Annotated in this window: 14 protein-coding genes and 1 pseudogene; 4 read left to right on the top strand and 11 right to left on the bottom strand. The window is 40.6% G+C overall.

Annotation, left to right across the window (positions count from 1 at the left end):
- The coding region (locus Q8G36_RS15575) for an SH3 domain-containing protein (protein WP_305275111.1) at positions 1 to 680 on the bottom strand (680 nt) is incomplete at its 3' end.
- A 570-nt stretch (positions 681 to 1,250) separates the two neighbouring features.
- Here Q8G36_RS15575 and Q8G36_RS15580 point away from each other — a divergent pair.
- From Q8G36_RS15580 to Q8G36_RS15595, 4 genes are all read left to right on the top strand, one after another.
- Positions 1,251 to 1,856, top strand: a complete 606-nt coding sequence (locus Q8G36_RS15580; protein ID WP_305160775.1) for a protein kinase family protein — start codon at positions 1,251 to 1,253, stop codon at positions 1,854 to 1,856.
- Between the two features lie 33 nt (positions 1,857 to 1,889).
- On the top strand, positions 1,890 to 2,333 hold the full coding sequence (locus Q8G36_RS15585) for a DUF6376 family protein (protein ID WP_305160776.1): 444 nt from the start codon (positions 1,890 to 1,892) through the stop codon (positions 2,331 to 2,333).
- A gap of 125 nt (positions 2,334 to 2,458) precedes the next feature.
- Complete coding sequence (locus tag Q8G36_RS15590) at positions 2,459 to 2,887, top strand: SRPBCC family protein (protein WP_305160777.1); 429 nt, start codon at positions 2,459 to 2,461, stop codon at positions 2,885 to 2,887.
- Positions 2,888 to 3,259, top strand: coding sequence for an ArsR/SmtB family transcription factor (locus Q8G36_RS15595; RefSeq protein WP_305160778.1), 372 nt, complete (start codon positions 2,888 to 2,890; stop codon positions 3,257 to 3,259).
- 45 nt (positions 3,260 to 3,304) lie between these two features.
- Here the strand turns inward: Q8G36_RS15595 and Q8G36_RS15600 are convergent, their stop codons facing one another.
- From Q8G36_RS15600 to Q8G36_RS15645, 10 genes and pseudogenes are all read right to left on the bottom strand, one after another.
- The gene (locus tag Q8G36_RS15600) at positions 3,305 to 6,154 is read right to left on the bottom strand and encodes a YhgE/Pip domain-containing protein (RefSeq protein ID WP_305160875.1); all 2,850 of its coding nucleotides are present in this window, start codon (positions 6,152 to 6,154) and stop codon (positions 3,305 to 3,307) included.
- A gap of 2 nt (positions 6,155 to 6,156) precedes the next feature.
- The gene (locus Q8G36_RS15605) at positions 6,157 to 6,663 is read right to left on the bottom strand and encodes an RrF2 family transcriptional regulator (protein WP_053347813.1); all 507 of its coding nucleotides are present in this window, start codon (positions 6,661 to 6,663) and stop codon (positions 6,157 to 6,159) included.
- Positions 6,664 to 6,838: 175 nt separating this feature from the next.
- The gene (locus Q8G36_RS15610) at positions 6,839 to 7,153 is read right to left on the bottom strand and encodes a thioredoxin family protein (protein ID WP_048686672.1); all 315 of its coding nucleotides are present in this window, start codon (positions 7,151 to 7,153) and stop codon (positions 6,839 to 6,841) included.
- 166 nt (positions 7,154 to 7,319) lie between these two features.
- A pseudogene (locus tag Q8G36_RS15615) lies at positions 7,320 to 7,463 on the bottom strand (hypothetical protein); the annotation flags it as partial.
- 307 nt (positions 7,464 to 7,770) lie between these two features.
- Entirely contained in the window at positions 7,771 to 8,166 is a 396-nt protein-coding gene (locus Q8G36_RS15620) for a VOC family protein (protein WP_305160779.1), read from the bottom strand.
- A 45-nt stretch (positions 8,167 to 8,211) separates the two neighbouring features.
- Positions 8,212 to 9,489, bottom strand: coding sequence for a glycosyl hydrolase family 8 (locus Q8G36_RS15625; RefSeq protein WP_305160780.1), 1,278 nt, complete (start codon positions 9,487 to 9,489; stop codon positions 8,212 to 8,214).
- A 105-nt stretch (positions 9,490 to 9,594) separates the two neighbouring features.
- Positions 9,595 to 10,179, bottom strand: coding sequence for a glycerol-3-phosphate 1-O-acyltransferase PlsY (gene plsY / locus Q8G36_RS15630; RefSeq protein ID WP_305160781.1), 585 nt, complete (start codon positions 10,177 to 10,179; stop codon positions 9,595 to 9,597).
- Positions 10,180 to 10,345: 166 nt separating this feature from the next.
- The gene (locus tag Q8G36_RS15635; protein ID WP_305160782.1) at positions 10,346 to 11,032 is read right to left on the bottom strand and encodes a VOC family protein; all 687 of its coding nucleotides are present in this window, start codon (positions 11,030 to 11,032) and stop codon (positions 10,346 to 10,348) included.
- Positions 11,033 to 11,302: 270 nt separating this feature from the next.
- Entirely contained in the window at positions 11,303 to 11,950 is a 648-nt protein-coding gene (locus Q8G36_RS15640) for a pentapeptide repeat-containing protein (RefSeq protein WP_305160783.1), read from the bottom strand.
- Positions 11,951 to 12,242: 292 nt separating this feature from the next.
- Positions 12,243 to 12,722 (bottom strand): DUF4306 domain-containing protein, encoded by a 480-nt coding sequence (locus tag Q8G36_RS15645; RefSeq protein WP_305160784.1) that lies wholly within the window; start codon positions 12,720 to 12,722, stop codon positions 12,243 to 12,245.
- Positions 12,723 to 12,848: the final 126 nt, after the last annotated feature.

Genomic DNA, 12,848 nt, shown 5'->3' on the forward strand with positions numbered 1-12,848 from the left:
TACACCGTCACTTTCGTTCCTTTTGAAAGTATTGCGACTATGCTTGCGGTAGCTTTCCCACTTTTTCGCATATTCAGTGAACCCGTGCTCACATTCACATATTTCGTCGTCGTTTTTGCAGGTGTGGCTGCCGTTGATCCCGATCCTGGCTTCGTTGACGATAAATACTTGGTACTGACATATCCTTCTTTTCCATTGGCTTTGACTTTCGCCCAGCCATTGGATTCCGAATACACCGTTACCTGTGTACCTCTTGTCAGCTTCGTGACTATGCTGGCACTACCACTTCCGCTTCTCCGCATATTTAGTGAACCTGTGCTCACATTTACATATTTTGTTGTCGTTTTAACCGTTGCCGCAGCTTTTTTTACCGCTCCGGGCTTCGTTGACGATAAATACTTGATACTGACATATCCTTCTTTTCCATTGGCTTTGACTTTCGCCCAGCCATTGGATTCCGAATACACCGTTACCTGTGTACCTCTTGTCAGCTTCGTGACTATGCTTGCACCTTCAGCCCCGGTTTTTCTCATATTGAGCGAACCGGAATTTACATGTACAAACATGACGTCTTCAATATTGGCCTGTTCATCATGTAGTGGAGCTGCAGATATTTTTTCTTCGAAAGCAACTGTAGACAACACTGCAAAACAGAAAGTTGGTATAATTAATTTCTTCATCTCATCCTCCCTACTAAAGAATTATATTTTTAACATTTATTTAAATATCGGTTAAAATAAGTATAACAACATAGGTATTTATACTCATCCACTTAAAATATATCATATTCCTTTAGATTTAGAGGGAGATAAAAGTAAACTAATAGACATTTGAGTAATTAAGTAGAACTATTCGCAATGAAGCTTATGCGACAAGCAAATGATGAATATAAAGTATATTGATATACTTACTTTCGCTCAAATTAATGCTTATGAGACGAGCATCTTTCTGCATTTACCGAATATATATAAAGGGTAAGCACACGATCTTTATATTTGACGGATCGAGGCAATAACCTATATAATAACTGTATATAACTTATAAGAATCCTTCTGTTAAGGGGAGTAGCTATACAATAAAGTCGTCAGTACAGGATTGAATCCTCGGCTTTATTGGCAACTGATTTTAGTTGTTAGCAAGACCTTGCCGATTATTTGGTGAGGTCTTTTAATTTTGAAAAGACGGAATAACCAATAATCGGTTATTCCGTCTTTTTTGATTCGAAAAATTGCACAATAGAGGTGAAAAGCATGCAGAACTATAATGAATTAGCTCAAAGCGTTAAGATTTCCGATGATAAAAAGCATATATTGCTTGATGCCGACCCATCTTTATCACTGATTGGAAAAGGCCGCAGCGCATATGTATTCCGAATACATTCCACCAATAAGGCACTAAAAGTGTTTTTCCCGGATCATACTCACACAGCTAAAGTTGAAGCTGAAATATACAAAACCGTCCAATCCATCGAATACTATCCAACTCTATATGATGCGGGGATAAATTACCTGGTTATAGATCACATTGAAGGACACACTCTTTTTGAATGTTTAACATTGGGAATCCCTATAACGGAAGAAAACATTGCGGAGATAGACCATGCCCTGCAATTGGCAAGGAAAAAGGGATTGAATCCTTCGGATATCCATTTACGAAACATCTTCATCACTTCCGAAAAAAAGGTGAAGATCATTGACGTTGCAAGGTTTAAGCAAGTAAAATCCTGCAATCAGTGGCACGACTTGAAAAGTGCATTTCACCTTTTCTATTCGAAGTCATTTTTTCCGAAGAAGATTCCCAGCTTCATACTGAATTCCATTGCAGCGATTTATAAAAAGAGATTTCTGCCCATCTGATCCTTCCTATAAAAAATCACATTGGAGGCACATATGAAAAAAATAATGACCATTGCTTTACTGTCCATCCTTACATTAAGCGGATGCTCGCTTTTGGGAGAAGTCAATTCATCATTGGAGTATGCAGATAATGCGACGGAGTATGTGAGTACCGTTAAGGAATTTGCCAATGAGGTGCCCGCATTGTCACAGGACGCCGTCACGAATGCCGAAGCAAGAGCAAATCTTGAAAAAGAACTGGAATTGATGAAAACGGAGATTGAAGAATTCAATGCAATTGAACCACCCCAAATCGCTGAAGGCATCCACGAGAAGATGGTCAGCTCAAATCAACAGCTTTCAGAGGGAATTGAATTATATCTGAATAATATTGAAAATGGCCAAATTGACCCTAAGGCATTGGAAGATTCAGAGATAATGAAATCAATCGATAATATAACAGGATTGGCAAAACAAATTGAAGAGTTGGGTAATTAAGCAGCCTGCAATGAATAAAAAGGAATCGCTTGAAACAAATTATTGACATGAAACCAAAAGGTTTTATATAATCAACAAAGCAAAACCAATTGGTTTCATATTTTCATTTAAAAAGGAGAATCAGTATGGAAAATCAACATACATTACAGGATATCAAGAAGACGGTTATTCTTGAAGCACCTATCCAAAAAGTTTGGGATACAGTTTCGACTGCAGAGGGCATAGCTTCATGGTTCATGCCAAATGATTTTCAACCGAAAGTGGGACATGAGTTCCATGTTCAATCACCTTTTGGTCCATCTCCTTGTAAGGTAATGGAGTTAGATGCTCCTCATCGGCTTTCATTCAGTTGGGATACGGACGGTTGGATCATTTCCTTCATTTTAAAAGAACTGGATGGCAAAACGGAGTTCACCCTTATTCATGGTGGTTGGAAAGAGCCTGAAACGATTCTTCCGAAACCGAACGAAAAAAGCTCAGTGATTCGCGATAGAATGGATCATGGCTGGGAACAGATCGTTAATGAAAAACTTAAAAAGGCTGTTGAAGGCTAAGTGTCCGCAGCAGAAAAGCACGATGTATTTCAGGCTATCGCCGACCCAACCCGCAGAAAGGTCCTGCAATTGCTTGCTGAAGGGGATTTACCCATTTCAGAAATCACTTCTCATTTTTCCATGAGCCGTACAGCGATTGCCAAGCATCTTCATATCCTGTCTGAAGCTGAATTGGTCAGTGGCCGGAAGGTAGGGAGAGAGAAACGCTTTCGGCTTCAGCCAGAACCTTTAGCGGAATTGAAACAGTGGCTTTCTTTTTACGATCAATTTTGGGATAACAAATTATCCATCCTTAAACATGTGATTGAAAATTCAGGGGAAAATGGATTGAAAGTCATCGAAAAAGAAAAGGAAACGGATGAACCATCATAATGAAGAAAACCCTCGGCGCATTGCACCGGGGGCTTTTTCATTAGTTTATGCATCCATCTCAATATTATGTTCTTTTCGCTTCCTGATGACCATCGTTAGCAATAGTAGTAGATTAAAGACAATGATGCATCCAGTAAGGAACACTATACTCGTTGTCAATGCATCCGTTCCAAGGCTCGTACTCATCGCCTGACGGAAGCCCATGACAGAGTATGTCATGGGTATGAACGGGTGAACATGACTGAAGAAGTTATTCGTCAGTTCCACAGGAAACATTCCTCCGCTTGCACCTAGCTGTAATACAAGGAATATCATCGCTAATAAACGACCTGGATTACCAAATCCTACGGTCAGGAAGGTAACGATGAACATGAAGGTAAGGGAAGTCAGTATGGAAACCCCAATGAATTGCCCCAAGTTCTCGACCTGTAAATCCATTCCCCAAATCATGATCGCATCCAACACTAATGCTGAAAGCGTCGCTTGGATAAATAGGACCGTAAATTTACTGAACCACCATGCCACTCCTGATGTAGGCCTTGTAGAAGGCAAGCCTGTCGGGAATCCCATATTGAAGGCAATAGCTCCTACAAATAAACCAAGAGACAATACATAAGGAGCCAGGGCATGACCATAATTCGGCACGTCACTGCTTTTTTGTTCTTTAACCTGTGTCGGTTCAGCAATCATGCTGTAATTATCATCGGTTGTTTTATTTTCACTTATTTCTTCTGCACCATCACTGAGTTTTTCCGATAGCTCGACCGTTCCATCTTTAAGTGAGGAGATTCCATCACCCAATTTATCGGAACCTTCAGCAAGTGCTGATGAACCTTCATTGACCTTATCTGCGCCATCAGCAAGCTGGATGACTCCATTGCTCAAAGTAGGCAGATTGCTTGCCAATTGTTCAGTGCCTTTAACAAGTGCTGATGAGCCCTCGTTCAAGGCCGCTGAGTTGGCATTCAGTTGATTGGCCCCATTAGCAAGTTTGCTTGCCCCTTCGCCAACTTGGCTAACCCCAAATGTGTACTTCTCAAGACCATTCCCAAAGGAGGATGACCCTGCTTGAAGTTGTGAAACTCCATCAACCAACTGACCAGATCCCTCAGTTAGTTTTGAAAGGCCATTATTTAACGAGGAACCGCCTTGTGCTAACTGGTTGATCCCCTTCACTAATTCAGGTGTCTTTTCATTTAAACTTTGTGTTGCCGCCGTTAATTGATTGCTGCCTTCAACAGCTTCATTCAAACCGCCATATAATCGGGTTGAACCAGGAATCAATTGTTCTTCCAGTGCATTCCTTATTGCTGTATACCCGTTTAACGCTGAAACAGCGTTTGGATTTACTTTATTCACCGCATTATTTAAATTGGCCACTTGTTCTGGAAGCTGGCCTAATCCATTCAATACAGGCATTACTTTATCCGTTAATTGCGTTGATAAGTCGGATACACTTGCAGCAAGAGTCGATGCGATTTGTTTTTGTGCTTCCGCTTGGTTTTGAAGTTCATTTTGAATGGCTCCGATTAATTCGGATTGTTGTTCACTGGTCACGCTTTTGAATGCTTCCGTGTTTTGAACGGCACTGATCGTGCTCTGACCATTATTCGCAATTGTTGATTGAAGTTCCGTTAAGGCCGCTTGACTGTTATTGAGGTCTTCAGTAATGCCGGATACGGTACCGGACGTGCTGCTTCCTGCGGGAACAGCTTCTTGCAATTGATTTACACCGCTTTGAATGCTTGTCAGTCCTTGCTTAAGCTGATTCAGCTGTTCTTCTGCGGGCAATTGACCATCCATTTTTTTCAGGCCGTCATTTAACGCCTGGCTTCCTTCTCCCAGTTTATTGATTCCCTCATTTAAACTCTGCTGACCTGATGCCAATTTTGGAATTCCTGTCGATGGGTCCGCCAGCTGGCTTGCATTTTGTGATAATTGATTCAACCCATCATTCAAATTCGCACTGCCTGTTTGCGCTTGTGCCAATCCAGTATTTAAAGTTTGCGCTCCCGGAACCACTTTGGCCAGCCCAGTGGATAGTTGGGAAGAACCTTGTATAAGTGCTTCACTATTATTAGTCAATTCCCCTGTACCTGATGCGAGTTCGTCCGCACCCTTTTGCAACTGGCCTACACCGGTAGTGTATTGTGAAATTCCCTTATTTAATTCAGACGCGCCACTTTCAAGTTCATTGGCTCCTTCCAAAAACTCGCCGACGCCAATTTGAAGTTTATTCGCTCCATCTTTAAAAGTTAATGTGCTCGAAGCTAACTTATTCAGATTTTCTGTCACTTCTTTGTTTCCATCATGCAGTTTTTCAGCACCGTCATCCAGTTTTGATGCCCCATCTGCCGCATCGCCAAATCCTTCTCCGATTTCATCCAGTTGGGAGAAGATCGCTTCCGCATATTCTTTTGTGACACTTTCGGCAATTTCCGTTTTCAAATTATTCGTTGCCTGTTTCCCGACCGTTTCAGAAACGAAACTGCGTCCAGGATTCACATCATACGTTAAATTCATTTTTTGGGGCTTATCATCCATGACGGTAGAAGCATTTTTTGAAAAGTCCTCCGGAATGGTAATGACCATATAATATGTACCATCATCGAATCCTTTTTTCGCCGCCTTTTCCGTTACGAAATGCCATTCCAAATCATCATTGTCCTTTAATTGCTCGATTAGCTCATTACCGACTTTTAAGGTTTTCCCCTCATATTCCGCCTTCACATCCTTATTCACGACTGCAACAGGCAATTTTCCTGTATTCCCGTATGGATTCCAAGCAGAACTAAGGAATAACCCCCCATAAATAATCGGGACGAACAGTAAAACGATTGCGACACCGAGCAGTTTTCGATTTGTAAGGAAAAGCTTCCATTCTTGTTTAAGCATGTTCACTCTTTTTCACCTTTCTTTTTCCGCAGTACTTCACTCAATGACGCCGAATTCCAATTAAGAGTCGGTATATCCGTGGTGCCAAAGCTTTCTTTTAGTAAATCTGCCACTGTTTGTCTGGAAAAGAACTCCATTAATAGTTCATCCGCCTGAGAAAACATCCGCCGAAGGACGTCCATCCCCTTCTCTGCATACTCTCCATCTTTAAACGCTTTTTCTATAAGACCTGTATCCGGAAACATCGAAATGGGTCCTTCCATCGCTTCAATAATTTCAAGGTTTTTAATCTTATCTACGCTTTTGGCAAGAGAAAGGCCGCCGTTATTACCAGGAACGGAAGTGATTATCTGCTTAACGACCAATTTCCTTATGATTTTTTTCAAATAAGAAGGAGACACCTCTAATCGCCTACTGATCTCATTAGATGAAAGCGGTACATTTTTATCCTGGGTAGAGAGTATAACAATGATGCATATAGCTTGCTCAACCCCTTTTGTTAATTGCAAATCTGTTCACCTCTTCTAGTATGTATATAGATGTTCAATATCCATAATGGACATTGGGTATCTATAATTAAATCTCGTTTCATCTTAAAAATCAAGTTATTTCTAGTAAAAATTTCTAAAAAAAAAGTGAACCCCTTATTACAGCACCATGCGGGGTTCACCTTTTCAAGGTCTTTTATAGGTCATTTAGAAATTCATTGACCGCTTCTGGAGTTTTAGCATTTGCACTGTGCAGGTGTGCAACCTTTTCGCCATTTTTAAATACTAATAGTGATGGAATACCCATTACCGTTTGCTCTTCAGAAATCTCAGGGAACTCGTCACGATCGATTGTAAACCACTGTTTGTCTTGATGTTCTTGAGTGATCTCATCGATGAACATGTCTAAACGTTTGCAGTCTGGACACCATGTCGTCGTAAAAATCCCGACCGTCAGTCCCTCTTGGTTGATTTGTTCACGGTATTCTTGTTCAGTATTGATATTTTTCATGATTGTCTCCTCCGGGCTTTTATACTTTAATCCATGAATTAATGTACTCAAGGATTAATATATAATTAATTCCTTCACAGTACAAACGGTTTATCCTGGATCTATCTAACTCTTGCCCGGTTTCCCCCCCCCTTTTAGATCGTCTTTTTATTAAAATCCAAAATAATCAAGCAGCCTCCAATTCTTCTTTATGGTCCTTGGAAAATTTCCTCGCAATAAGGCTGACTCCAATCATTACAATCACATTTATGAGGAGAGCGACAAGACCAATGTTCAAGTCTTTAATGGCTTGCGGCAATGCCCGAAAAAGCTACAGTTTTTTCTAAAAAAAAACATTCCGTTGATTGTAACGGAAGGTGCGAGACTCCTGCGGGAAAAACGTGTCCAAGGGAGACCCCGCAGGCGCAAAGAGCGCCGAGGAGGCTCCCGGACCGCCCGCGGAAAGCGAGTGCCTGGAGTGGAAATCATATAGTACAACCAGGTCTTGTTTATGTTTTTTCATTCGTTAACGCACTTTTTTCAATCTGTCCGTGCCTCATGGTTCGGGGTGTCACTTACGAACCCCCTTTGGCCAACAAACTGAAATAAGCCACTATCCAGTGGCCTTTTCACTTCATTCATATTGGGAGAGTAAGCTGCCAGGAAACACCAAATTTATCAGATACCCATCCGAACTTCTTACTAAAGGAATAATCACCCAATGGCATCAGCACTTGTCCGCCATCAGTTAAGCTCGAATAAAGCCCGTCAATTTCCTCTTCACTATCACATGTAAGGAATATTGAAAAAGAAGGTGTAAACGTAAATTGATGCTTAACATTGCTATCGATGCACATAAATTCCTGATCCTTCAAGGTAAAGGTAGCCTGCATGACACTTCCCTCTGTACCTGTTTCATTTGCACCATACCGGATCATGCTGGTTATTTTCGATCCTTCGATTAAAGATGTGTAATAATTCATTGCTTCTTCCGCATTTCCTTCGAACATCAAGAAAGGTGTGACCTTCATCATTCTCATCCAGCTCCTTTTCTTCTTTAAATAGTTTCTTGCATTGTATCATGGCGCCCACCAGTTACCTGAAACCACGATCATTGTCTGTAATTTTACCGTGTTGGAAAAATAGTCATCATCGTCTTGTTCCTGTATCGTCCGATTCCATAAGCGGTTCATCCATTGCTGATTGGTGGAATCAACCATGGCACTTACCATGAATGGAGCAACAAAACTTGTACTATTCCCTTCTTCCACTACTTTTCCGCTTAGCGTATAACCGGATTGGATATTTTCAGGTTTGCCATCCGTTTCCGCTTTAATCCAATCATTCATCCGCTTTAATTGCGGAAGCGCTCTTTCATCACCAGTCAGTAAGTAATCGAGCGTAAAGCGCCAAGGGGTCCTGCTGCTGTTCCAGCTATAATTGCCGTCATTTTCCCCTTCTAAAAAATCAGCTTCTGCCGGCAGATATTCTCCCTTTGATTGTATAATGAAGTCCGGCATTAGACCTGTATTGTTGCTTTCCTCCTCATAAATTGAATGAATGACCGCATAGGCTTTATCCGTTACATCTTTCCATTCATCATTCCCAGTTACCGCCCCAAATGACTTAAAATGATTGAGAAGAAGGTCAGATGAACGAGTCGATTGTCCGTATACTTCATCTTGATCTTCCGCCCAGTCCCCTAGTTTAACCAGGGACTGCGACCGATTTATCTCATTCGACATGATCGCATCCAAGATGTCCTTTGCACCGGCAAGATAGTCGATTTCCCCTTCACTTCCCCACTGGCGATCGGCCAATAATAGCGAATAAGCGATATCCATATCGCCATCAGTTGCTGAATCGGCATCCCCTGGCGTATTGATGATTTTACCCGATTTATCCTTTACTTGCTGCCACGCCATTAAGGAAGGGTCATTATCACTTCGATGCGCTTTATAAAAACGATAAAGCCCATCGAAGTACTGCTTGTCCTGGCTGCCTGCCATGATTGCCGTTATCATCATCCCATAACCATGCGCTTCAGAAACGGTCACTGCGTTCTTTGGCTCTGCATATCCTTTATCATTGTAAAAAATATAATATTGATCATTTTTATCGGCAGGCTGCTTAAGATATTCATTTTTCCAGGTTTCATAAAAATTCGCTACGGCAGCATCCATTTCCTCCTGTGACAGATTGTCCGGTTTTATCGTACCCGCCTGATAGACTGTATGCTGAGGAAACGCCCTTTTACCGGTGAGCTCTTTCTTTTTGGTTTGGGAAACCAATGCCATCGAGGCAATGATCCCGAAAACGATCACGCCCATCGCTATCAATAAACTTCTTTTTTTCATGGCTGGCTCCTTGGGTTATGGTGCAGTATTCACTTCGAATATTGAGCGAACCATAAATATTTGTATGTAATTATTTTCCTGATCTTCAATGATTCAATAGCAAGATCAAAAGGTCCTGCCCACTTTTGCTTCCATTCCCTTCCATATTCTCTTTATATTTTCCCGATGCAAAATGATGACGAATAAGCAAATGAATGATGAGAGTGCAAGGATAAGCCTGCCTTCAAATAAAAAGCTGTAAATCAATATGGAAATGCTCCCCAGAATCGAACTGAGGGATACATATTTTGAAAATAGCAAACTAATGAGAAATACCATGCAAGCAATGAATATACCTAATGGAGCTAAAAATAAAAACACTCCCGCCGATGTTGCCACGGCCTTTCCCCCTTTAAATCCCGCGAAAACAGGAAAGGCATGCCCAATTATTGCAAGTAAGCCGCATAGTGCAGGGGAAACGTTCGTATGCAGCGCCATCGGGAGTACGCAGGCTATGAAACCTTTCAATAAATCTGCAAATGCTACCATCGTTCCTGCTGTTTTGCCCAATATTCTAAAGCTATTAGTTGCCCCAAGATTCCCACTCCCATATCCGCGGATATCGGTACTGTAAAACGATTTCCCGATGACCCATGCAAATGGGATGGATCCTATTAAATAGCTTGATAGGAGAATTATCATGTTCAGCATAAATTACCTTCTTCTTGGAATTATTGAGAATCCTACGATTCTTTTATTCATTCTTTTACAATCCCGACATCATAGGAGATACATTAATGGCAGGCAGCCCTGCTTCTACGTTAGCTTTCATGATAGAATCGGTCGAATGAAGTTTATTACCAAAATTATAACTACATCATTCCACTTTTTTCAATTCCATTAACCCTTCGCCATCCAATGAAATAGCTAGTTGCTGATTTATGACTAGCGAAAGGGGAAAGATTTCCGACTCTTTATCCGAGAAAATCCAACGCCGTTTCCTTGGACCTAAAAGTAAAAACGAACCTGCTTCATGTTCCCCCATGAAATTCAATCCATCTTCCCTTATCGCTTCACCCTTCCTTACAGGTACACCATTATTGATCAATTGATTTCCCAAAACGGTGACTTCATCTGTCGTAATGTTTATTTCACTAATGCACAGGACGTTTTGAGCTGAAAAAGACTCAGCCTCGGATTCGGGTGATACGGAATATCTCGATATGAACTCGACAATGTTGCCTGAAGGGTCTAAAAAATAAAAAGAATGTGCGTCTGAAAAGCTGAAATAAACTTCGTCATCATCATCTTCTCTAGTCAATTCCACTTTTGATTTGGCCCATGCTTTTGCCGAAGTAAATAAATTGGTCGGTATGTTTATGGCAAAATGGTAAAAAGGCTTTTTTTTGTGATGATATTTTTTAATTTCAAGCACACTTTCCCCAGCCTTCATTTCAAAACCATCATCAGTTTGCGATAGTACCTCAAATCCTAACACATCAACATAAAAACTCCGCATTTCATTCCATGCATGACTATACAAAGTGACTTTATTGATAATCAACGTTCAATCCCCCTTATCCCGATACACCTAACAAATATTGTAAAGTAATCCTGAATTTGTGCAAACATTCCGTACTCTTTAAAATCTATATGTTTCTATTCACGCTACCTATTTTTACCACAAATAACTAATGAATTATCTCTTAACTATGAAAGCCAAATCAAAAAGGGCCGCCAAATCGGTGGTCCCTCGATTTCTTATAGCTTTATTGAAAGATCTCTTCCCCAGCGCAGTTTACTCTCCATTAGCCATTTTTCACCTTAAAAAGGTTCACTCTTTAATTTTCAGTCCAAGCATGGCTGCAAAGACTATCGCTTGGTCCGGGGAAACTTCGCATCCCTTTAAATCCTCCGGGGAAACGGTAAGCCTTTGAAATGTAGAACTGCTAATATCAATCCCTTTGAGCGGTGTCCGGGAAAAGTTCACTTCATTTAATCTACATGTTTCGAACTTCACTTTGACGAATTTACACTCATAATAATCAGCACTTTCCAATGAGCAATGATCGAACTTCACTTGCTTTAAATTGGAATAACCAAAGGCACTTAAATTCAAGTTGCAATTCTCAAAGGAGACATTTCCTAAACTTGCGTCAGACAGGTTAATCCCTAAAAGTTTGGACTCTTTGAATTCCACCCGATGAATTGAGCCACCCATGAAATCGGCATTCGTCAAATCGCAATGATCAAAAATGACATCCGTCAACTCGATATTCCGGAATGATACATCGCTGAATGTCACATTTTTAAAAACAACCTGTGATAATACGACTTTGTCCATCTTTTCTCTATCGATCGTGCAATTGGTTATGATACAGGAATCAAGATAAGGCTCATCATGATAATATATTTCCTGAAAGTTCGCTTGAGTTAAGTCTTGAGGGATCTTTGGCTGTTCAATTTTGATTTTGCCTGACATATTATCACCTTTTCACCTTATTCTTCAGTCACTGGATAACATTTCCCCAGCTGCATCACGCTTCTATACCGGAAAAAGTACGTCTTGCTTTTAACTGCATATCCCTTTAGCGTTGAAGCGATAAGGGCCCACCGCTGGTTATATAGCAACTGGTCTACTCAATTTCGACTTAAATATAAACTATATTTCAGTGAAGTTCAATCTAAGAATTTCATGAAAATCACTATTATTTTTCGTTATTTTGTGTCATCTTCCATCAAAAAAAAGCTGCCTCATCGACAGCCTTGTGACTTTAAATTTCAGTATCGAATCCTGTTGGCACCCGGAAATAATATAGAGCTGCACCTATTATGGCTATCATTCCGCCTATAAGAAAAAATGCTTGAAAGATATTTCCTCCAACAGTCGGGGAATTGGATACAAAACCACTTGAAAGCAGAAAAAGGATACCCAATCCCAATAAGAATAGAGCCATTTTTTTAATACTTCTTTTGAATAGGATAAATCCCGTAAGTATGATTAAGTAAAATGCTGTGATGACCATAAGAAATGGAAATAACGGTTTGAATTTTGCGGCATACACGAAATGGTCGAAACTCGAAATATCATCTGCATCCATCGCCTGATCATCATTAACTGGTGTGAAATGCGTGGAATACTTCCATTCCCAAGGTCTATCCAGAATTTCACTGCCTTCGTACCAGGTGCAAAATGTAAAAACCATAAAGAAAAGTGCAACGATAGTCATTTGTAAATAATTGTTGAAAGTCAATTTCATCTCCTCCAGCTGTCATTATACCAATAAATGGGTAATTTTCAACCAGGGCTCCCGGTGTTAAAGCTATATGTAAACAAACACTGTTTCCTGAATAATATAATGTAACCACTTTTAAGGAGC

Source organism: Peribacillus frigoritolerans, assembly GCF_030676415.1.
In the GTDB taxonomy this organism is placed as follows: Bacteria; Bacillota; Bacilli; order Bacillales; family DSM-1321; genus Peribacillus; species Peribacillus frigoritolerans_A.

Excerpts from the sequence above, each read along its gene's own strand:
- Q8G36_RS15580 (WP_305160775.1), top strand. The coding sequence starts at position 1,251 with ATGCAGAACTATAATGAATTAGCTCAAAGCGTTAAGATTTCCGATGAT.
- Q8G36_RS15585 (WP_305160776.1), top strand. The coding sequence starts at position 1,890 with ATGAAAAAAATAATGACCATTGCTTTACTGTCCATCCTTACATTAAGC.
- Q8G36_RS15590 (WP_305160777.1), top strand. The coding sequence starts at position 2,459 with ATGGAAAATCAACATACATTACAGGATATCAAGAAGACGGTTATTCTT.
- Q8G36_RS15600 (WP_305160875.1), bottom strand. The coding sequence starts at position 6,154 with ATGCTTAAACAAGAATGGAAGCTTTTCCTTACAAATCGAAAACTGCTC.
- Q8G36_RS15610 (WP_048686672.1), bottom strand. The coding sequence starts at position 7,153 with ATGAAAAATATCAATACTGAACAAGAATACCGTGAACAAATCAACCAA.
- Q8G36_RS15620 (WP_305160779.1), bottom strand. The coding sequence starts at position 8,166 with ATGATGAAGGTCACACCTTTCTTGATGTTCGAAGGAAATGCGGAAGAA.
- Q8G36_RS15625 (WP_305160780.1), bottom strand. The coding sequence starts at position 9,489 with ATGAAAAAAAGAAGTTTATTGATAGCGATGGGCGTGATCGTTTTCGGG.
- plsY (WP_305160781.1), bottom strand. The coding sequence starts at position 10,179 with ATGCTGAACATGATAATTCTCCTATCAAGCTATTTAATAGGATCCATC.
- Q8G36_RS15640 (WP_305160783.1), bottom strand. The coding sequence starts at position 11,950 with ATGTCAGGCAAAATCAAAATTGAACAGCCAAAGATCCCTCAAGACTTA.